The 19,569-nt window shown below is 61.3% G+C and carries 18 protein-coding genes; 9 read left to right on the forward strand and 9 right to left on the reverse strand.

What is annotated here, in order from left to right; genetic code table 11:
* Positions 1 to 103 precede the first annotated feature (103 nt).
* The 6 genes from JI748_RS12820 to mnhG are packed head-to-tail and all read left to right on the forward strand — an operon-like array spanning position 104 to position 6,124.
* Positions 104 to 3,037 carry a monovalent cation/H+ antiporter subunit A gene (locus tag JI748_RS12820; protein ID WP_201631272.1) on the forward strand — a complete coding sequence of 978 codons (2,934 nt, stop codon included), beginning with the start codon at positions 104 to 106 and terminating at the stop codon, positions 3,035 to 3,037.
* The gene (locus JI748_RS12825; RefSeq protein ID WP_201631274.1) at positions 3,037 to 3,369 is read left to right on the forward strand and encodes a Na+/H+ antiporter subunit C; all 333 of its coding nucleotides are present in this window, start codon (positions 3,037 to 3,039) and stop codon (positions 3,367 to 3,369) included. The genes JI748_RS12820 and JI748_RS12825 overlap by 1 nt, the downstream gene beginning before the upstream one ends.
* A gap of 4 nt (positions 3,370 to 3,373) precedes the next feature.
* Positions 3,374 to 5,005 carry a monovalent cation/H+ antiporter subunit D gene (locus JI748_RS12830; RefSeq protein WP_201631276.1) on the forward strand — a complete coding sequence of 544 codons (1,632 nt, stop codon included), beginning with the start codon at positions 3,374 to 3,376 and terminating at the stop codon, positions 5,003 to 5,005.
* Positions 5,002 to 5,490 (forward strand): Na+/H+ antiporter subunit E, encoded by a 489-nt coding sequence (locus JI748_RS12835; RefSeq protein WP_201631278.1) that lies wholly within the window; start codon positions 5,002 to 5,004, stop codon positions 5,488 to 5,490. Before JI748_RS12830 ends, JI748_RS12835 begins: the two co-directional genes overlap by 4 nt.
* Positions 5,487 to 5,768: a K+/H+ antiporter subunit F gene (locus JI748_RS12840; protein WP_201631280.1), complete on the forward strand. Its 282-nt coding sequence runs from the start codon at positions 5,487 to 5,489 to the stop codon at positions 5,766 to 5,768. Before JI748_RS12835 ends, JI748_RS12840 begins: the two co-directional genes overlap by 4 nt.
* Positions 5,765 to 6,124: a monovalent cation/H(+) antiporter subunit G gene (gene mnhG, locus JI748_RS12845; RefSeq protein WP_201631282.1), complete on the forward strand. Its 360-nt coding sequence runs from the start codon at positions 5,765 to 5,767 to the stop codon at positions 6,122 to 6,124. The genes JI748_RS12840 and mnhG overlap by 4 nt, the downstream gene beginning before the upstream one ends.
* Before the next feature lie 3 nt (positions 6,125 to 6,127).
* Here the strand turns inward: mnhG and JI748_RS12850 are convergent, their stop codons facing one another.
* The 7 genes from JI748_RS12850 to JI748_RS12880 form a co-directional block, all read right to left on the reverse strand.
* Complete coding sequence (locus JI748_RS12850; RefSeq protein ID WP_201631285.1) at positions 6,128 to 6,586, reverse strand: PTS sugar transporter subunit IIA; 459 nt, start codon at positions 6,584 to 6,586, stop codon at positions 6,128 to 6,130.
* Between the two features lie 87 nt (positions 6,587 to 6,673).
* The gene (locus JI748_RS12855) at positions 6,674 to 7,384 is read right to left on the reverse strand and encodes an ABC transporter ATP-binding protein (RefSeq protein ID WP_201631287.1); all 711 of its coding nucleotides are present in this window, start codon (positions 7,382 to 7,384) and stop codon (positions 6,674 to 6,676) included.
* A 32-nt stretch (positions 7,385 to 7,416) separates the two neighbouring features.
* Positions 7,417 to 8,307 (reverse strand): carbohydrate ABC transporter permease, encoded by an 891-nt coding sequence (locus tag JI748_RS12860; RefSeq protein WP_201631289.1) that lies wholly within the window; start codon positions 8,305 to 8,307, stop codon positions 7,417 to 7,419.
* Entirely contained in the window at positions 8,304 to 9,182 is an 879-nt protein-coding gene (locus JI748_RS12865; RefSeq protein ID WP_201631291.1) for a carbohydrate ABC transporter permease, read from the reverse strand. The genes JI748_RS12860 and JI748_RS12865 overlap by 4 nt, the downstream gene beginning before the upstream one ends.
* A gap of 66 nt (positions 9,183 to 9,248) precedes the next feature.
* Positions 9,249 to 10,529 (reverse strand): extracellular solute-binding protein, encoded by a 1,281-nt coding sequence (locus JI748_RS12870; protein WP_201631301.1) that lies wholly within the window; start codon positions 10,527 to 10,529, stop codon positions 9,249 to 9,251.
* A gap of 146 nt (positions 10,530 to 10,675) precedes the next feature.
* Positions 10,676 to 11,758 carry an ABC transporter ATP-binding protein gene (locus JI748_RS12875; protein WP_201631303.1) on the reverse strand — a complete coding sequence of 361 codons (1,083 nt, stop codon included), beginning with the start codon at positions 11,756 to 11,758 and terminating at the stop codon, positions 10,676 to 10,678.
* Between the two features lie 175 nt (positions 11,759 to 11,933).
* Positions 11,934 to 13,781, reverse strand: a complete 1,848-nt coding sequence (locus JI748_RS12880; protein WP_201631305.1) for a glycoside hydrolase family 2 protein — start codon at positions 13,779 to 13,781, stop codon at positions 11,934 to 11,936.
* A gap of 217 nt (positions 13,782 to 13,998) precedes the next feature.
* On the opposite strand from JI748_RS12880, the gene JI748_RS12885 reads away from it, so the two are divergent.
* The 3 genes from JI748_RS12885 to JI748_RS12895 all read left to right on the forward strand — a co-directional run bounded on the left by JI748_RS12885 (position 13,999) and on the right by JI748_RS12895 (position 17,936).
* Entirely contained in the window at positions 13,999 to 14,925 is a 927-nt protein-coding gene (locus JI748_RS12885) for an ArsR/SmtB family transcription factor (RefSeq protein ID WP_201631307.1), read from the forward strand.
* 98 nt (positions 14,926 to 15,023) lie between these two features.
* Positions 15,024 to 16,535, forward strand: coding sequence for an arabinosylfuranosidase ArfA (gene arfA / locus JI748_RS12890; RefSeq protein ID WP_201631309.1), 1,512 nt, complete (start codon positions 15,024 to 15,026; stop codon positions 16,533 to 16,535).
* A gap of 129 nt (positions 16,536 to 16,664) precedes the next feature.
* Positions 16,665 to 17,936 (forward strand): mechanosensitive ion channel family protein, encoded by a 1,272-nt coding sequence (locus tag JI748_RS12895; RefSeq protein WP_201637316.1) that lies wholly within the window; start codon positions 16,665 to 16,667, stop codon positions 17,934 to 17,936.
* Here JI748_RS12895 and JI748_RS12900 read toward each other — a convergent pair.
* Positions 17,933 to 18,811, reverse strand: coding sequence for an NAD(P)H-hydrate dehydratase (locus JI748_RS12900; protein ID WP_201631311.1), 879 nt, complete (start codon positions 18,809 to 18,811; stop codon positions 17,933 to 17,935). The genes JI748_RS12895 and JI748_RS12900 overlap by 4 nt on opposite strands.
* On the reverse strand, positions 18,811 to 19,569 hold the full coding sequence (locus JI748_RS12905; RefSeq protein WP_201631313.1) for a histidine phosphatase family protein: 759 nt from the start codon (positions 19,567 to 19,569) through the stop codon (positions 18,811 to 18,813). The genes JI748_RS12900 and JI748_RS12905 overlap by 1 nt, the downstream gene beginning before the upstream one ends.

Below are 19,569 nucleotides of genomic sequence, written 5' to 3' on the forward strand. Positions count from 1 at the left end.
CCTTAAGATAGGTTGATCTGGCGCCACCCGTTGTCCACTAATAGACGGAGCTTACGAAACCGGCGACATCCCTGGCGACGAATGAAGGATCCTTGACGCGTTGATGCCACCCTCCCTAGTGCTTGTTGTCATCGTCGCCTCTCCCTTCCTTACTGCGCTTCTTGCTGCTTCCCTTTCCGCAAATGCCCGCAATGCCGAGGCCTGGCTCTCCGGCGCTCTGACGCTTGGCCTTCTGGCGCTCACCATCGCCTTTTATCCGCAGATCACCGATGGTGGCGTCGTGCGCTACGAGATCGAGTGGCTGCCTTCGCTTGGCCTGAACCTGATCTTCCGCATGGATGGCTTTGCCTGGCTGTTTTGCGTCCTTATTACCGGAATCGGTTTTCTCGTGGTGCTCTATACGCGCTACTACATGTCGCCGAAGGACCCGGTGCCCCGGTTTTTCGCGTTTCTGCTGGCGTTCATGGGCGCCATGCTGGGCCTCGTGACGGCTGGCAACATTATCCAGCTCGCCATTTTCTGGGAGCTGACCAGCGTCATCTCGTTTCTCCTGATCGGTTATTGGTATCACCGTAGCGACGCTCGCGACGGCGCGCGCATGGCGCTGATCGTGACCGCGACTGGCGGGCTTGCCCTGTTCGTCGGGCTGCTGATCATCGGCCACATTGTTGGGAGCTATGATCTCGACGTTATCCTCGCGTCCGGCGATCTGATCCGCAATCATGGGCTCTATAATGTTGCGCTGATCCTGATGCTGCTCGGCGCCATGACCAAGAGCGCGCAGTTCCCATTCCAGTTCTGGCTGCCCCACGCCATGGCGGCGCCGACCCCGGTCTCGGCCTATCTTCATTCGGCGACCATGGTGAAGGCCGGCGTGTTTCTGCTGGTGCGTTTCTGGCCGGTGATGTCGGGCACGGATGGCTGGTTCTGGATCGTGACCTTCGCAGGCCTCATCACGATGATGATCGGGGCCTATGCGGCCCTGTTCCAGCGCGACCTCAAGGGTCTTCTGGCTTATTCCACCATCAGCCATCTGGGGCTTATCACCACCCTTATCGGCATGGGCTCGCCGCTGGCGCTGGTCGCTGCGATCTTTCACATCGCCAATCACGCGACCTTCAAGGCCTCGCTGTTCATGGCCGCGGGCATCATCGACCACGAGACCGGCACAAGGGACATCCGCCGCCTGAGCGGGCTCTACCGATTCATGCCTTTTACCGCGACCCTTGCCATGATCGCCAGTGCCGCAATGGCTGGCGTGCCACTGCTCAACGGCTTCCTGTCCAAGGAGATGTTCTTCACCGAAACGGCCGAGTTCGACCCCAACATGTTCGTCAACCTGGCGCTGCCGATCGGCGCGACGATCGCCGGCATGTTCAGCGTCGCTTATTCGATCCGCTTCGTGCATGGCGTCTTTTTCGGTCCCCCGCCCACCAAGCTCGACCGAGTTCCGCATGAGCCCCCTGCCCTGATGCGGCGGCCAATCGAACTTCTTGTCTTGATCTGCCTGGCCGTTGGCATCATTCCCGGCATTACTGTGGGGCCTTACCTTGCCGCGGCTGTTGTGTCGGTGCTTGGCGACGAAACGCCCTATTACAGCCTCTCGGTCTGGCATGGCTTCAACCTGCCGCTGATCATGAGCGTGGTCGCCCTTGTCGGTGGAGGCGTGCTGTATCTGGCCTTTTACCGTTACCTCAATTCCGAACGCGACGGCACACCGCTGCTGCACCGCTTCCGCGGGCAGCGCATCTTCGAAAAGGTGCTGGTTACGGTCACATGGCGCTGGGCTCGGGCGCTGAACTCCCTCTTCGGCACCCGCCGGCTGCAGCCGCAATTGCTGATCATCGTAGCGCTGGCCATTCTCGTTGGCGCTCTGCCCTTGTGGAACCGCGTTGGGTCTCTGGCGCTACCGGTTACACCATTTGATCCGGTATTTGCCTTCATGTGGCTGGTTGGTGGCGCTTGTGCACTGGCCGCAGCCTACCAGGCCAAATTCCACCGCTTTGCGGCGATGATCCTTCTGGGCGGCGCGGGTCTTGTCACCTGCATGACCTTTGTCTGGTTCTCCGCACCCGACCTGGCGCTGACCCAACTTGTCGTCGAAATTGCCACGACGGTGTTGATACTGCTTGGCCTTCGGTGGCTGCCACAGCGGCTGCCCACCAAGGCTACCGATGCGACAGTGCTCCGCGACCGGTTGCGGCGATATCGCGACATGGCGATCGCACTTTCGGCCGGCATTGGTCTCGCGCTGATGTCCTACCTCATCATGACCCGACCGGCGATTGACGGCATTGCCAGCTTCTTTGTCGAGAACGCCTATAAGCAGGGCGGTGGAACCAACGTGGTCAATGTCATGCTGGTGGATTTCCGCGCCTTCGATACTTTCGGCGAAATCGCCGTGCTGGGCGTTGTGGCGCTGACCGTGTTCTCGCTGCTGCGCCGCTTCCGTCCGGCGTCGGAAAGCGTAGGCAAACCCAAGCAGCAGCTTGTCCAGAACGCCTTCGATGAAGACCGGCCGGAGCGCAATCCGGGCGACACGATCGCGGCTTACCTCCTGGTGCCGTCGCAAATCATGCAATGGCTGTTTCCGGTCATCATCGTGGTGGCGATCTACCTCTTCATGCGCGGGCACGACCTGCCAGGGGGCGGTTTTGTTGGCGGCATCACCATGTCGATCGCCTTTATTCTCCAATACATGGCGGGCGGCACGCGCTGGGTTGAAGATCGGCTGCGCATCCTGCCGGTGATCTGGATCGGCTCGGGCCTTGGCATCGCGCTTCTGACAGGCGTTGGCTCGTGGGTCTTTGGCTATCCGTTCCTCACCACATATTTTCAATATGCCGAGATCCCGTGGATCGGCCGCGTGCCGCTCGCGACAGCACTGATGTTCGACCTTGGCGTCTTCATGCTCGTGGTCGGCTCGACCGTCCTCATCCTGATCGCGCTGGCGCACCAATCCGTCCGCGCTCCCAGGGTTTCGCGCGCGGCGCGAGCACGGACGGCTCCCGCGTCAGACAATGAGGGAGGACGCTGATGGAACTGGTGCTCTCCCTTGCCATCGGCGTCCTTACCGCTTCGGGTGTCTACCTCGTCCTGCGCCCCCGCACCTTTCAGGTGATCATCGGGCTCTCGCTGATCTCCTATGCGGTGAACCTGTTCATCTTCAGCATGGGACGGCTGCGGATCGATGCCGCGCCTATCATAGACCACGGCAATACGGATCCGGCCTCCTATACCGACCCGGTGCCGCAGGCCCTGGTGCTCACTGCCATCGTCATCGGCTTTGCGATGACGGCGTTGTTCCTTGTCGTCATGCTGGCCGCCCGCGGCTTTACCGGCACCGACCATGTGGATGGACGGGACTGACGCCATGAACTTTTTTGATCACCTCGTCATCTTCCCCATTCTCCTGCCGCTCGCCACAGCCGTGCTGGTCACGCTGCTCGACGATCGCTTCCGCAATCTCAAGATCGGCATCAGCGTCGGCTCGACCGCCCTGCTGGTCTGCATCGCGCTGCTGCTGGCCGTCCCGACGGTGCATCTGGGGCCATCTGATGGCGAGTTGATCAAGACCTATGCCCTGGGCGACTGGCCGATGCCGTTCGGAATCGTGCTGGTGGCAGACCGGCTATCGGTGCTGATGGTGCTGGTGACCTCGATCCTGGGTCTTGCCACCCTCACCTTTTCGCTTGCCCGCTGGTACAGCGCCGGTCCCAACTTCCCGGCAATCCTGCAGATATTGCTGATGGGGCTGAACGGCGCCTTCCTGACGGGTGACCTCTTCAATCTTTTCGTCTTCTTCGAGGTCATGCTCGCCGCATCCTATGGGCTCTTGCTGCATGGCAGCGGTACGGCGCGGGTCAAGGCATCGCTGCACTATATTGCCGTCAACCTCGTCGCCTCGTTCCTGTTTCTGATCAGTGCGGCACTGATCTATGGCGTCACCGGCACGCTCAATATGGCGGACCTCATCGTTCGCATCCCGCAGGTTGCCGCGGCCGATCGCCCGCTGCTCGATGCGGGGCTGGGACTCTTGGGCCTGACATTCCTCATCAAAGCCGGCATGTGGCCGATCAGCTTCTGGCTTCCGGGCGCCTATTCGGTTGCCGCTGCGCCGGTTGCCGCAATGTTTGCCATCATGACCAAAGTAGGCGTCTACGCGCTGTTGCGGCTTTCCTACCTGCTGTTTGCGGCCGAGGCAGAGGGCGTCATCGGCTTTAGCCACAATGTGCTGTTTGTTGGCGGTATTGCGACCCTGGCCTTTGGCACTATTGGGGTCCTTGCCGCACAAAGCAGCATGCGGCTTGCGAGCTTTCTGGTGCTTGTTTCGTCCGGCACACTTCTCGCCTCGATTGGCTTCGGCGGGGCGGGCGTGATGAGCGGCGCCTTGTTCTACCTCGTCATATCTACCTTTGCGATCGGCGCCCTTTTTCTCCTCATCGAGATCATCGAGCGTTCGCGTATTGTCGGTGCGGACGTTCTTGCCGTGACCATGGAAGCCTTCGGCGAGCGTGATGACGATGATGGGGAGCCCGAGGCCGAAGAGGCAGGCCTCGTCATTCCAGCAAGCACCGCATTCCTGGGGGTGAGCTTCGGGCTCTGCTGCCTCTTGTTGGCAGGCCTGCCGCCGCTATCGGGGTTTCTCGCAAAATTTGCCATCCTCAGCACAGCGCTCAACGCCGAGACGGTTCCGACAGCCAGAGCCTGGTGGCTCACCGGGACTTTGATCGTCTCCGGCCTTTGCGTGCTGATCGCGATGGCGCGCAGCGGCATCAATATCTTCTGGGCGACGCTCGAGCCCGGAGCCGCCAAGGCTCGCTTAAGCGAAGTGCTGCCGATCATCGTGCTGCTGGCGCTCTGCATCGGACTAAGCGCGGTGCCGGCATCGGTGCTTGGATACCTTGAAAGCACCGCGGCGCTGGTGACCGTGCCCGAATATTACGTGCTTGAAGTCATGGGTAGCGAGGCGATCACCGGCCTTGTGAGGGGAGGCACACGATGAGCCGCCTTCTTCCCTATCCGCTGCTTACCATCGCGCTGACACTGATGTGGCTGCTGCTGCAGCAGTCGATCGCCCTGGGCCACGTGCTCCTAGGCTTTGTTGTCGCCTTTGCGGCCTCACATGCCATGGCCAGATTGCAGCCGCACAAGCCCAGGATCCGACGCCCGGACCTCATCCTCAAGCTCCTGGTGGAGGTGACGGTCGACGTCTTCCGCTCCAACATCGCCGTGCTTCGCATCGTGCTGGCTGGGGAAAGGCGCAAGACCACTGCCGGCTTTATCAAGATGCCGCTCGAACTCAGAGACCCGGCAGGACTGGCGGTGCTCTCCTGCATCATCACGGCGACACCCGGCAGCGCCTGGCTTGAATACAGCCCGGTCGAAAGCACCGTCCTCATCCACGTGCTCGATCTCATCGACGAAGCCGAATGGATCGACACCATCAAGCGCCGCTATGAAACCCTCCTGGTGGAGATCTTCCAATGAGCGCAGCCATCCTCTTCTGGAGCATCACACTCGCTCAGGTCGTGCTCGCGGCGGCGATGCTGGTAACGATTTACCGGCTGATCGTCGGGCCAAGAGCGCAGGACCGGGTGCTCAGCCTCGATTCCATGTATGTGGTCGCCATGCTGCTTCTCGTCACCTTCGGCATGCGCGTCGGAACCGTCATCTATTTCGAGGTGGCGCTGCTGATCGGTCTCCTCGGCTTTGTCGGCACGGTGGCCCTCGCCAAGTTCCTGATGCGCGGCGAGGTGATCGAATGAGCTTTGACGACATCCCTCTTTGGGTTGCGATCCTCGTCGCCGCTTGCGTGCTGACCGGCGCAATTTTGACCTTTGCCGGAGCGGTCGGACTGGCGCGGATGCCCTCCTTTTACCAGCGCATCCATGCGCCCACGCTGGGCACCAGTTTTGGGGCCCTAGGGGTGCTTGCCGCTTCGGCCATTCTTTCGAGCGTGGGTGAAGGCCGCTTTGTCGCGCATGAAGTTTTGATCTTCATCTTCGTCAGCGTCACAACGCCCGTGACCCTGATGCTGCTGGCCCGCGCCGCGCTGCATCGGGATCGGGTGGAGGGTTCGAGCGAAGTGCCGGCCGCGATCGAAAAGCCGATCGATCAGTAGACGCTAGAGCTCTTCGTCGGCGCTCTGGAGGATGCCAAAAGTTTCTTCCGTCGAATGGGCGCGGCGCAACGCGTTGATCACCTGCTCCTGCCGCGCGATCTTGGCGACGCGCGAAAGTGCCTTCATCGGCTCGCCGCCCGATTGCTCGGGCAGGAGCAGCATGAAGGCCACGTCTACAGGCTCCTGGTCCACCGCTTCGAAATCGATCGGCCTTGCAAGAACAGCGCACATGCCGACGGCATGGCCAATCCCGGCGACCCGTGCGTGGGGGATGGCGATGCCATGACCCAGACCGGTCGAGCCCAGTTCCTCGCGCTCGGCAAGACCCTGCTGGCATTGCTGCCGATCAACCAGGCCCAGCTCGCCGGCACGTTGCGCGAAAAAGCCCAGGAGCTCACGCCGGTTTGCGACATTGACGCCCACAAAGATGCGCTCGGCCGGGATCAGCTCAACAATCTTCATCCGATACAATGGTCCTCTTCAGCCAGCTAAGCGGCCAAGGGTAACGGACCATGAGGCCAATGGCCAGACCTATGCTCCCGAAGGCCTTTAAGCGGCCACGCCATCAACGATGACATGGTCGAAGTGGCGGGAGCATTTCTCGACCCTGGCATCCACGCCATAAACATCGCGCAGCATGCGGGGATTGATGACGTCGAGCGCCGGGCCGCAGGCGCGCATGCGGCCATCGGCGATCAGCAGCACCTGATCGGCAAAGCGCAGCGCCTGGTTGAGGTCGTGGATGGCGATCAGAACAATCATGCCCTTCTGCCGCGCCTGCGCCTGCATGAAGCTCAGCACCTCGACCTGGCGATGAAGATCAAGGGCGCTGGTCGGCTCGTCCATCAGCATAACGTCCGGCTCGCGGACCAGGGTCTGGGCCACAGACACGAGCTGCCGCTGACCGCCGCTAAGCGCGCCAAGATCGCGAAAGGCGATGGAATTGATGTTGAGCGCATCCATGACGTGGTCGATGAAGCGCAGGTCGGCATCCTCGACAGACCAGCGGCTGCCTTGCTTTCGCGCCAGGAGGATGGACTCGTAGACGGTCAGCACCGCATTGGCCGAAGTGTCCTGCGGCATATAGCTGATGGCCTTCCTGCCTTTGGTGGAACCCGAAAGCGTCACCTCGCCCGGGCCTTTCAGGAGCCCGGCAATGCGCTTGAACAGGGTAGATTTGCCAGCGGCGTTCGGGCCGATCACGGCGACCGGCCCTGTTGCATCATTCAGCCTGTCGGCCAGGAGATCAGGATCTGGCAATGGAGGCTGTGGAGCTCGCCATTGCCGGGTTCCTACCCCTTCACGCCTGCCGAGAGCATGATCGCCTGGGTCACGCGGCGCTGGAAGATGAGGTAGAGGACCGCGACCAGGAGGGCAGCGAGGATGGCACCGGCCAGTTCGCGCGCATAGGCCACGCCGAAGGCGTCGTTGACCTGGGTGATGCCGACGGCAACGTTCATCATTTCCGGGCGCGAAACCGCAAGGAACGGCCAGAGGAAGTTGTTCCAGGCACCGATAAAGGTGACGATGGCGAGCGCTGTGGTGATGCCCCAGTTCATCGGCAGGTATATGCGCGAAAATATGCGCCACTCGCTGGCCGAGTCCATCTTGGCGGCCTCGCGGAATTCCTTAGGCACCGAGTCAAAGAAGTTCTTGTAGACGATGATCACCACGGGGTGGATCAGCTGCGGGAAGATGACGCCCAGCCAGTTGTTGATGAGCCCGAACTGGGCCATCAGAATGAAGTGGTTGACGATGAGCGCGGCGACCGGGACCATGAAGCTGGCCAGGATCATGTACCAGATCACGGTGCGGCCGGGGAACCGCAGCTGCGAGAGGGCATAGGCCGTGGTGGCGCTGATGATAAGCGTCAGGACCGTCACGCCGACCGAGGTCACCAGCGAGTTGAGATACCAGCGCCCGATCATGGTGTTGACGAACACCGACCAATAAGCCTCGAAGGTCCAGGTGCGCGGCAGGAAATCCACCGTCTTAGCGATGACCTGAGTCTCGGGCTTGAGCGAGGTGATGATGCCCCAATAGAGCGGAAACGCCCAGAGCACGGCGAAGACGACCGTGACCAGCGTCAGGATCACCCCGCCGATGTCGAGGCCCCTCCTTGTGCGATCGCGCGGGCTCGTGTCGGCGGCGAGTGCCGTGCTGCGGCTTTCGGCAACGCTCATTTTTCACCTCGGGCGCGGAGCAGCTGGAACTGCAGGACGGAGAAGACGATGACGATCACGAACAGTGCCACGGCAACGGTTGCGCCATAGCCGCCCTGGTTCTTCTGGAAGGCAAGGCTATAGATATATTGCACCATGACCATCGAGGGGTCGGGCCGTCCACCCTGGACGAAGAGGTAGACTTGGTCGAAGATTTTGAGCTGCAGGATCAGCTGAATGGTCAGAACCAGCGCCGTCACCGGCCAGATCAGGGGCCAGGTGATGCGGCGGAAAATGGTCCAGCGATTGGCATTGTCGAGCGATGCCGCCTCGTAGATATCGGGCGAGATCGAGCGCAGGCCGGCGAGGAACAAGAGAATATTGAAGCCGCAGGTCCACCAGATGGTGACAAGGGCAACGGCCGGCGTGAACAGCCACTGGGTGCGGAAGACGTTGATGTTTTCCCCGGCAATGGCTGAAATTGGATATTGCAGGATGCCGAACTGGATGTTGAACATCCAGTTCCAGAGGCGATAGACGACTGACACTGGCAGGATATAGGGCAGAAAGAACATCGCCAGGATGAGGCTTTGCTGCCAGCCCTTGAGGCGCGACACCATCATGGCGATCGCAAGCCCGATCAAGGTATTGGGGATAACCGTCAGCGCGACGAAGTAGGCCGTGTTGCGAACCGCGGTCCAGAAGCGGCGGTCATCGAACATTTCGTAGTAGTTTTCGAGACCGATCCAGCTTCCGGGCCCGATCAGGGGCGCATCGGTGAAGCTGAGATAGACCATCTGGATGGTCGGCCACAGGAACAGGATGCCATAGGTCAAGACGAAGGGAAGAATAAGCAGATAGGCGACCGCGACTTCGCGACGGTAGTTCCTGATCATGGTGCTCCGGGCCTCAAGAAGATGTCCGGCAGCTTTTGGCCGCCGGACAAGTGCAGGGAGGAGGGGTTAGTCGGCCTGGTCCTGAAGGTCGGCCTTCATTTCGTCGATCGCTTCCTGGGCGGTCATTTCGCCGTTCATGGCCGGAGAGATGTAGTTGGCAACGGCGTCATAGACGGGCGAGGCAACGCCAGCGAGCGGCGACTTGGGATCGAACACGGCAGTGTCTGCCAGGATCGAGTAGGTGGCGTTCGGTTCCTTGGTCTTGAACTCTTCGCTTTCGCGAGTGGGCGAATAGGCCGGGATGTGGCCGGCATCGGCCCAGGCAAGCGAGTTTTCGTTGAACCAGGAGATGACTTCGAGAACGGCGGCCTTCTTTTCCGGGGTCATTTCCTTGCCGACATTGTTCGGAATGGCAAAGCCATGCGAGTCAGCCCAGGTTGCCGGGTGATCGAAGAAAGTCGGGATGGCAATGGCCCCCCATTCGAAGCCGAGCTCACCCTTGGCGGCAAGGTCGGTCATGGTCGGGACTTCCCAGACGCCGTTCATGTGGAGAGCCGATTCACCGGAGGTGAAGAGGGCAACCGAGTTTTCGTATTCGGTTAGCGCAGGTGCGTAGCCGCCTTCAACCCACGAGGCCATGGTTTCGACGGCCTTGACGGCCTTCGGGATTGTTTCGTCGGGGAAGAAGGTGCCGTCTTCGCCCAGGAACACGCCGTCCTGCTGGCCGAGCAGCGAATAGAAAACGCGCCATGGCGTACCGTCGCCCGAGGTCTGGAGCGACAGCGGGGTGTCCGAAACGGCCTTCAGCTTTTCAAGCGCAGCCATGAAGTTTTCGGCGCCGTCGAGGCCGGTCGGCTTGCCATCTTCGCCAAGGAGACCGGCCTCAGCCAGCTTGTCCTTGTTGTAGTAGAGAATGATGGAGTGGATATCGAAAGGCACGGCATACTGCTTGCCATCGCTCTGACCGGCTTCCCAGTTGGCGGCAGCAAAGGTATCGGCGGAGAGACCAACGCCTGCGAGATCTTCGGTGCTGATTTCAGCCAGGGCGCCGGACTCGACCCCAAGCGGCACGCGCGAGAGGTGATAGGTCATGACATCGGGGCCTTCGCCGATGGCGGCCGAGGTCTGGACCTTGGTGTAGAACGGGGTGCCCCATTCCAGCGTCGTCGGCTGGATGGTGATTTCGCCTTCATGTTCGGTGTTAAACTGCTCGATCAGCGCCTTCATGCGCACGCCGTCACCGCCGCTGAGGAAGTCCCACCAGACGACGTTTTCCTGGGCCTGTGCGGCGCCAATCGACAGGGCTGCCACGGTGGACAGCAGGGCAATCTTGATAAACTTCTGCACGTAAAACCTCCCTTTGGGGTATGAACCCCACCGCCATTCCTCGGGCATTGCGCTCACTGGCGAAGCGTTGCGCGCCTAGTTTCAGAAAACCGCTCGTGGCGGCTCTGAATTCTTTTTCGGAGCCTCGTTGGACTCCATCCGCAGGCCTAGCGGGCCGCGTGATATGCCTTGCCGGTCGCATCAAAGACCATGGCGGCATTGCCATCGAGGGCAATGCGGATCGTGTCGCCGGCCTGAACCGCGCTTATGCCCTTGTCCTCGGCGACCAGCGTCGAGCCGTCGGACAGCTTTGTGTAAACGAGAGTGCGTTCGCCAAGGCGCTCGACCACGTCGACCACGCCTTCGATGGCGCCATTGGGATCGACATGGGTGGCCTCGGCACGTATGCCCAGGGTGAGATTATCGCGCGGCAAGCCGGAAAGAGGAACGGCGGTCTGCACCGGCGACTGGCCAGAGAAGGCGAATGTCGCTCCAGCGCCGCCCTCGCCCACCGCCGAGACCGGCAGGAAGTTCATGGCGGGCGAGCCGACGAAGCTTGCAACGAAGCGCGTCGCCGGACGGGAATAGACTTCCATCGGCGTACCGATCTGTTCGATGCGCTTGTTGTTCATGACGACGATACGCGAGGCGAGCGTCATGGCCTCTGTCTGGTCATGGGTGACGAAGATCATCGTCGCCTTGATACGATTGTGCAGTTGCGCCAGTTCGAGGCGGGTGCGGACGCGGAGGCCGGCATCGAGATTGGACAGCGGCTCGTCAAGGAGGAAGGCCTTGGGATCGCGGACGATGGCGCGGCCGATGGCGACGCGCTGCCGCTGGCCGCCGGAAAGCTGGGCGGGCTTGCGATCGAGCAGCTGGGTGATTTCGAGCATGCGCGCGGCGTCTTCCACGCGACGGGTGATTTCTTCCTTGGGCGTGCCGACATTCTGAAGGCCGAAGGACATGTTGTTGCGCACGGTCATGTGCGGATAAAGCGCGTAGTTCTGGAACACCATGGCGACGCCGCGCTCATTGGGCGGGAGCTGGTCGACGCGCTGGCCGCCGAGGTGAATTTCGCCGCCGGTGACTTCCTCGAGGCCGGCAATCATGCGCAGGAGCGTGGACTTGCCGCAGCCAGAGGGGCCAAGGAAGACAATGAACTCGCCCGAAGAGATATGCATCGAGACCTTGTCCAGAACGCTGACTGCGCCATAGGACTTGCTGACCTCTTTGAGGACGATATCGGACATCAGGCACCACTCCCAGCAGGCGATATTCGCCTTCGCCGCGCTGTCCGGGACATCCCGGATGCGCGATCATTTGTAATATTTTTCAGATGGAAATCGCCGACAGTCAATCCCTAGGTGGCAAATAAATCGCCCTTTTGGATAAACATCAGCTTTTCCGCATCAAACAGCGCGGCCCTCAGAGGATGGGTTCAGCATCCTGGGCGGCGGCGCGCGCCTTCTTGCGGGCGCTGTCGATCTGCTCGTGCGGCACCGACGCTGCGGCGAGCGTCGTGATGTCCCTCAGGGTTTCCAAGGGCAGCTTGGGCTCACGCGCGGCGGTTAGCAAGCCGTTCGTTTCCTGCTCGGTATCGGTGACCTGGGTGTAGCAATAGCCGGCGATGTGCGGCATGGCCGCGATGGCGGTGAAGATGTCGCGCAGACGGTGTTCGAAGTCCTCGGCGTTGTCGACCGTCGAATAGCCGTGCCACTTCTCGCCCTGCTTGGGGAGGTAGCTGAGGCCGCCGAATTCGGTGAGCATCACCGGCTTGTCGCCGATCGGCAGGTCGTTGAGGACGATGCGGCGGCGGGCCGGGCCCATGCCGCGCAGCATGGCTTCGATGTCGGCCGGTTCGTGGAAGCGGCTCTTGAGGCCGGCCCCGTCGGGGGCATAGTCGTGGATCGACCAGATGTCGCTTTCGACCAGCTCCCAGCCATCATTGGAGATTGCGGGGCGGCTCGGGTCGAGCGCTTTGGTGAGGTGATAAAGGGCGCTGGCATAGTGCTGCTGGTCAGGGCGATCGGCGATCTGCGAGACGCCCCAGCTTTCGTTGAGCGGCACCCAGGCGACGATGCAGGGATGGCTCTTGTCGCGGCGGATGGCGGCCATCCATTCCTTGGAAAGGCGCTCGATGGCCGAGTTGGAGAAGCTATAAGCGCTGGGCATTTCTTCCCAGACGATGAGGCCCAGGACGTCGCACCAGTAGAGGAAGCGGGGGTCTTCGATCTTTTGGTGGATGCGGACGCCGTTGAAGCCCATTTCCTTGATGAGCTCGACTTCGCGCTTGAGGGCTTCGGGGCTCGGTGCGGCGAGGTGGGACTCGGGCCAATAGTTCTGGCCCAGCACCATGCGCAGGTAATAGGGCAGGCCGTTGAGGAGGAAGCGCTGGCCCCCGGCGCCGACGCTGCGCATGCCGAGATAGGAGTGGACGCGGTCGGGCTGCGGACCTTCGAGGACGATCTCGACATCGATGAGGTTGGGGCGCTCCGGCGTCCACAGGAGAACGTCGCGATGCACACCGTTTTCGAGCTGTGGCAGGGCGATTTCGAAGCGCAGCTCGCTATCGGCCACCATCATGGTCTGCTGGGCCAAGAGCTTGCCCTGGGCGGAGAGCTTGACGGTGAGCGCGACAGGCTCGGTGGGCATGGTGTTGAGGCGGAAATCGCCACGCACGCGGTAATTGGCGACATCGGGGATGAAATGAATGTCGGTCAGATGCAGATCGGGCACGACGCTCAGCCATACCGGCTGCCAGATGCCGCTGGTGCGATAATACCAGATCGAATGGGGCGCCTCGAGCCAGTCCTGCTTGCCGCGCGGAATGCGGACGTCCTCGGGCGGATCTTCAGCGCGAAGGACGATCGTCTGCTCGCCTTCGCCAAGGGCATGTGTGATGTCTAGGGCGAAGGGCACGTGGCCGCCTTCATGGGTGCCGACGCAGTGGCCGTTGACCCAAACCGTGGCCGCATAGTCGACGGCGCCGAAATTGAGCATCAATTTTTCGCCGGGGGAAACCTGCGGCGTGGTGAAGGTGCGGTGGTACCAGATGACCGGGTGGAAGCCGGTTTCGCGGAGGCCCGAAAGCTCGCTTTCAGGGGGAAAGGGGACCACGATCTCGCGGTTAAAGGCGTCGCGCTTGTTCCACCAGGCTTGCTTGATGCCCTGATTGTCGTCGTCATGGGCAAAGCCCCAGGTGCCGCAAAGGTCGATCCAGGAGTCGCGACGAAACTGCGGATTGGGGGCGAGCGGAGAAGCGGTGGTGGTCAAGTTATCCTCGTGAGCGGCGTAAGTTTTGAAAGGCGCCTTCGGTTAGACGACGCTGTCTTGTGCCCTTTTTCCTCGCACCGGATCTTCGCCTGCCGAATTTGAGTGGCAAACTGATCCAGCGTTTGTTCCTTGTCAAAGGGGTCAGAAAAGCCGCTTGCATCCGGCGATTGGATCATGATCTGTGATACACAAAACGTTCACGACATCTGGAACACCCATGAGCCGCAATTTTCTGGTCATCGATCCCGAGGACGGCATGGAGGTGCTCAGGGGTCTGGCTTCGCCTATTCGCATCCGCATGCTGAAGCTTTTGCATGTGCAGGGGCCGCTCAACGGCAATGACATCGCGGCCAAGCTCGACCTGCCGCAATCGACGGTTTCGACCAATCTGCAAATCCTCGAAAATGCCGGCCTGATCCGCACCGAGATGCAAAAGGCGCGCAAGGGCAACCAGAAGATTTGTCACTCGACCTTTGACGAGGTGCTGGTGATGTTCAAGGAGGACATGAAGCCGCTTGGCAATAACAGCATCGAAGTGGCCATGCCGCTCGGGCTTTACACCAGTTGCGAAGTGTCGGCGCCGTGCGGCCTTTGCTCGGCCGACGGCATTATCGGCTTGCTCGATGTGCCCGACACTTTTCTTGATCCAGGCCGCATGAATGCGGGGCTGATCTGGTTCACTCGCGGCTTTGTGGAATACCAATTTCCCAACAATGCCAAGCTTGCAGACAGCACAGTCGAGGTGATGGAGTTTTCGCTAGAGCTCAGCTCGGAAGTACCCGGCACGTCGGCCGACTGGCCCAGCGACATCACGCTTTCGGTCAATGGCACCGAGATCGGGACCTGGATGTCGACGGGCGATTTCGGCGACAAGCGCGGCGTCTACACGCCGGACTGGTGGAAGCTCAAGGGCAGCCAATATGGCAAGCTCAAGAGCTGGCGGGTGACGCAGGACGGCACCTATGTCGATGGCATGAAGATCTCGCCGGTGTCGCTGGTTGACCTCGACCTTGCCCATCACCACTCGATCCGCCTCCGCATTGCGGTCAAGCAAGATGCCAAGCATCCGGGCGGCATCAACATCTTCGGCCGCGGTTTCGGCAATTACGACCAGGACATCATCCTGCGCTTGCAAACCGCCTGAGCAAAAGTGTTACTAATGGGATTGCAGATCACCCGCCACATGGATAGAACCGCTTTCGTGATATAAATCCGAAAATCGGAACCAGTGGAGGGGACCCCGTGAAAGCGACGGTTATCGCGAACAAGGATTATACGATCGCCAAGATCGACGATCGTGTCTATGGGGCGTTCCTCGAGCATTTGGGCCGCGCCGTCTACGAAGGCATCTACGAGCCCGACCATCCGACTGCGGACAAGGACGGCATGCGCGGCGACGTGATCGAGCTGGTCAAAAAGCTCAACGTGCCCGTGGTGCGCTATCCCGGCGGCAATTTCGTTTCCGCCTATAACTGGGAAGACGGCATCGGCCCCCGCGAAGATCGCCCGGTTCGTCTCGACCTTGCCTGGCATACATCTGAAAGCAACCAGGTCGGCATTCACGAATTCGCCGATTGGTGTGCCACTGTCGGGACCGAGATGATGCTGGCCGTGAACCTTGGTTCACGCGGCGTCGACGAGGCCCGCAATTTCCTCGAATATGTCAACCATCCCGGCGGCTCCTATTGGAGCGACCTGCGCATCAAGAACGGGCGCAAGGAGCCGTGGAACGTAAAGCTCTGGTGTCTCGGCAACGAGATGGACGGTCCTTGGCAGGTTGGTCACAAGACCGCCGATGAATATGGCAAACTGGCCGCCAACACCGCGCGCGCCATGCGCATGTTCGACAAATCACTCGAACTGATCGCCTGCGGCTCTTCCAATGCCGACATGCCGAGCTATCCCGATTGGGAACGCATCGTGCTCGAGCACACCTATGACCATGTGGATTACATTTCGCTCCACATGTACTTCGCCAATCGCGACGACAACACGCCCAACTTCCTGGGTCTGGCCGAAAAGCTCGACACCTATATCGAGACCGTTGCCGCCACCATCAAGCAGGTCAAGGCCAAGCGCAAATCCAAGCGCGACGTTTATATCTGCTTTGACGAATGGAATGTCTGGTACCATTCCAACAAGAAGGATCGCGAGATCCTCGATGGCAATGGCGGCTGGCCGCATGCGCCGGGTCTGCTTGAAGACATCTACAATTTTGAAGACGTGTTGATGGTCGGCCTGATCCTCAACACCTTTATCCGCCGCTCGGATGTGGTGAAGATCGCCTGCATCGCCCAGCTCGTGAACGTGATTGCCCCGATCATGACCGAAAAGGGCGGCCCGGCCTGGGCGCAGACCATCTACTTCCCTTACTATTTCGCTTCGGTCTTCGGCCGCGGCACGGCGCTGCAGTTGCAGGTCAGTTCGCCCGGCTACGAGACGCCGCATGCGAAGGTTTTGCCCTTCGTTGACGTCTCCGGCGTGCGCAACGACGATGGCACGCTGAGCTTCTTCCTCGTCAACCGCCACACCACGGACAGCATCGAGACCGAACTCGAGCTCCAGGGTTTTGCCGGCGGCACGGTGATCGACCATCAGGTCATGACCCATCCGGACCTCAAGGCGGTCAACACCGCCAAGGACCAGGAGCAGGTCGCGCCGCGCAAGGGTGAAGGCGCAACGATCGCCGACGGCAAGGTCTCGGTCACCCTGCCCCCCTACTCCTACCAGATGGTGCGCGTTCGCGTCGGCTGATGGCCGGCGTCTGCAACGGCACTCTTTAGGCACGACGGCGTTGTTCTCCCTGCGGGTGAACAGCGCCGTTTTGCTTCTGGAGAAACCATGCCGGAGAACTGGACGCAGTTGGGGGGCGGGCTTGAGCGCATGACGCGCGAACTCGTTGCGCTGCACTGGAACGAATGGACCTTGCTGCAACTCGCGCTAGTGGGCGCTGCCTGGCTCTGGGCGCAGCCGCTGGGCCGCTGGCTGGAGCGGCGCCTTGAAGAACAGGCCCGCCGCATCAAAGGCAATCCGGACCTTCTGCGTCTCGCCGTGACGCTGATCCGCCGATCGCGTCTCCTGGTCTTTGTCGTAAGCCTGCTTGTCCTCAGGCTCGTGCTCCTGGCGGCCGACCTGCCCGAGGCGACGCTCGCCATCGTCCTGCTGCTGAGCGCAGCCTGGCTCTTTCTTTCGGTCGCCACGCGCATCATCCGCAACCGCACCCTTGCACGGCTCGTCGCGCTGATCGGCTGGATCTATGTGGCGTTGCTGGTTCTTGATCTCACCGGCCCGGTGTTCCAGGCGCTCGATTACCTCGCCATCAGCATCGGCGAATTCCGCATTTCGGCACTTCTGCTGCTGCGGGCCGGTCTCGTCACGGCTGGGGTGATCTGGTGCGCCATCTTCATCAGCCACATTATCGAGAACCGCCTCAAGCGCTCCGACGATGTCTCCCCTTCCGCCAAGGTGCTGTTTTCCAAGCTGGTGCGTATCGGCCTTGTGATCGGCGCAGGAGCCTTCGCCCTTTCGGCCAGTGGCGTCGACCTCACCGCCCTGACCGTGGTGTCCGGCGCCATCGGCGTTGGCATCGGCTTCGGTCTTCAGAAGGTCGTCTCCAATTTCATTTCCGGCATCATCATCCTGCTCGACCGCTCGGTGAAGCCAGGCGATACGATCGCGGTGGGAGACACCTTTGGCTGGATCGTCGATCTGCGTGCGCGCTTTGTTTCGGTGATGACACGCGATGGCCGCAAATACCTCATCCCGAACGAGGACTTCATCACCAAGGAGGTGATCAACTGGTCCTATTCGGACGAAAATGTGCGCGTCGATGTGGAGTTCGGCGTCGCTTATGACAGCGATCCGCACCAGGTTACCGCCATTGCCATTGTCGCGGCACAAACGGTGGAGCGGGTCAGCAGCTACAAGGAGCCGGTGTGCTGGCTCACCGGGTTCAGCGCCTCGTCGCTGGATTTCAAGCTGCGCTTCTGGATCACCGATCCGCGCAATGGCCTTACCAATGTGCGCGGCCAGGTGTTGATGGCGCTCTGGGACGCCTTCAAGCAAGCCAATATCGAAATCCCATTCCCGCAATCCGATATTCGCTTCCGCACGCCGCTCGAGATCAAGCGGTCGCCTCTGCCGGACGATTTCTAGGCGCCGAGGTCCTGCATCAGTGCGGGTATTTCCGTAGGGATTTCGCGAGCCAGATAGCCCAACAATCCACGCTTCTGCATGAGCTGGTCTCCGGCTGCGGCGTGGAGGAAGACGCCCCATTGGGCCGCAAGGAGCGGGGATGCACCGCGCGCCAGAAGGCCGATGATGATGCCGGCCAGGGTGTCGCCGGAGCCGGAAGTGGCAAGTCCGACATTGCCCTCCTGGCAGAGTGCAATATGGCCCGATGGATCGACGATATGGGTGACGCTGCCCTTCATCACCACGACCATGCCGGTAGCCTCGGCGGCGCGATGCGCGGCGCCCAGGGGGTCGGCCATGACGGTGTCGCGGTCGATATCGAGGAAGCTTGCCATTTCGCCGGCATGAGGCGTCATGATCGAGCGGCCGGCGAACTTGCGCAGCAGGCCGGTTTGATCTCGAAGGCCGGTCAACGCCGCGGCATCGAAAACCAGGCTCTGGTTATCGAGGGTTTCGAGAAGTTTGGAGAACAGGGACCTTGCGTTGTCGGCATCCAGCATGCCGGGACCGAGCAGCACGGCGTCCTCTTCCTGGATCATCGTGCGGATGCGCGCGCTGTTTTCGGCGCCGATATCGCCACTCTCGGTCTCGGACAGGCCCGTCACGCGCGCCTCGGGGATGGCCAATGCCAGTCCCATGGCAGCACTGGCGACCGTCCCGATCTGCACCTTGCCGGCACCGGACCGTAGCGCGGACTCGCCGGCCAGCAAGACGGCACCCGGAACTTCCCGATGGCCGCCCACCACGACCACGCGGCCTCGCGCATCCTTGTCGACCTCGCCTTGAGGCAGCGGCAGAGGATTGGCGCGCAAGAACTCCGCCGTGATCTGGTCCATCAGAGCTTTGTTCCCACAAGGGTGGGTTCAGCAGTTACCTCGGCGCCCTGCTCTTCAAGCGGCGCGACGAAATTGTAGCGCTCGAGCACCAGATCGCCGCCGCGTCTGCCACCCTCCTGGAGCCGGTACTCGGTAATCGAGCAATTGGCGACATCGCCTTCCCGGTCGATGGCGAGGATCTGTTCCTCGCTCATGCGCTCGATGACGTAGCGGAGGCAGAGGACGACCACCTGATGGGCGACGATCATCACGTCTTCGCCGGCATGGTGGAGGCCGACGGTGTCGAGGAGGCTGCGCAGGCGCAAGACCACGTCGCACCAACTCTCGCCGGCTGGCGGGCGATGGTAGAACTTGCCCAGTTCGGTGCGGAAGCGGACCTGGTCGGGATAGCGTTCCTGGATGCCGAGGGCGGTCAGCCGGTCGAGCACGCCGAATTCTTTTTCGCGCAGGCGCTCGTCGAGGTAGAACTCGGCATCGGCAAAGCCGCCATGCTGGCTGATCAGCTCCGCTGTTTGATGCGCCCTTTCATAAGGCGAGGCCAGCACGACCTGCGGAACGCCATCTTGCTTGTGACGAGCAAACCATTTGCCGAGGGCGGTCGCCTGCTCTTCGCCGAGCGGGCTCAAGGGAACATCGATATCGCGGTGATCGATGTTGATCTCGGCAAGGCCGGCATCCATGGCGGCCTGGCGCGCGACATTGCCCATGCTTTCGCCGTGGCGGATGATCCAGAGCCGGCGCGGCCACTGATTGCGCAT

The organism is Devosia rhizoryzae (genome assembly GCF_016698665.1).
Lineage (GTDB): Bacteria > Pseudomonadota > Alphaproteobacteria > Rhizobiales > Devosiaceae > Devosia > Devosia rhizoryzae.

Bases quoted from the DNA above. Each gene is read 5' to 3' on its own strand.
- JI748_RS12850 (WP_201631285.1), bottom strand. From the start codon at position 6,586: ATGAAGATTGTTGAGCTGATCCCGGCCGAGCGCATCTTTGTGGGCGTC.
- JI748_RS12895 (WP_201637316.1), top strand. From the start codon at position 16,665: ATGACGCGCGAACTCGTTGCGCTGCACTGGAACGAATGGACCTTGCTG.
- JI748_RS12860 (WP_201631289.1), bottom strand. From the start codon at position 8,307: ATGAGCGTTGCCGAAAGCCGCAGCACGGCACTCGCCGCCGACACGAGC.
- mnhG (WP_201631282.1), top strand. From the start codon at position 5,765: ATGAGCTTTGACGACATCCCTCTTTGGGTTGCGATCCTCGTCGCCGCT.
- JI748_RS12830 (WP_201631276.1), top strand. From the start codon at position 3,374: ATGAACTTTTTTGATCACCTCGTCATCTTCCCCATTCTCCTGCCGCTC.
- JI748_RS12820 (WP_201631272.1), top strand. From the start codon at position 104: ATGCCACCCTCCCTAGTGCTTGTTGTCATCGTCGCCTCTCCCTTCCTT.
- JI748_RS12885 (WP_201631307.1), top strand. From the start codon at position 13,999: ATGAGCCGCAATTTTCTGGTCATCGATCCCGAGGACGGCATGGAGGTG.
- JI748_RS12840 (WP_201631280.1), top strand. From the start codon at position 5,487: ATGAGCGCAGCCATCCTCTTCTGGAGCATCACACTCGCTCAGGTCGTG.
- JI748_RS12905 (WP_201631313.1), bottom strand. From the start codon at position 19,569: ATGCGCAATCAGTGGCCGCGCCGGCTCTGGATCATCCGCCACGGCGAA.
- JI748_RS12875 (WP_201631303.1), bottom strand. From the start codon at position 11,758: ATGTCCGATATCGTCCTCAAAGAGGTCAGCAAGTCCTATGGCGCAGTC.
- JI748_RS12900 (WP_201631311.1), bottom strand. From the start codon at position 18,811: ATGGACCAGATCACGGCGGAGTTCTTGCGCGCCAATCCTCTGCCGCTG.
- JI748_RS12835 (WP_201631278.1), top strand. From the start codon at position 5,002: ATGAGCCGCCTTCTTCCCTATCCGCTGCTTACCATCGCGCTGACACTG.
- JI748_RS12825 (WP_201631274.1), top strand. From the start codon at position 3,037: ATGGAACTGGTGCTCTCCCTTGCCATCGGCGTCCTTACCGCTTCGGGT.
- JI748_RS12865 (WP_201631291.1), bottom strand. From the start codon at position 9,182: ATGATCAGGAACTACCGTCGCGAAGTCGCGGTCGCCTATCTGCTTATT.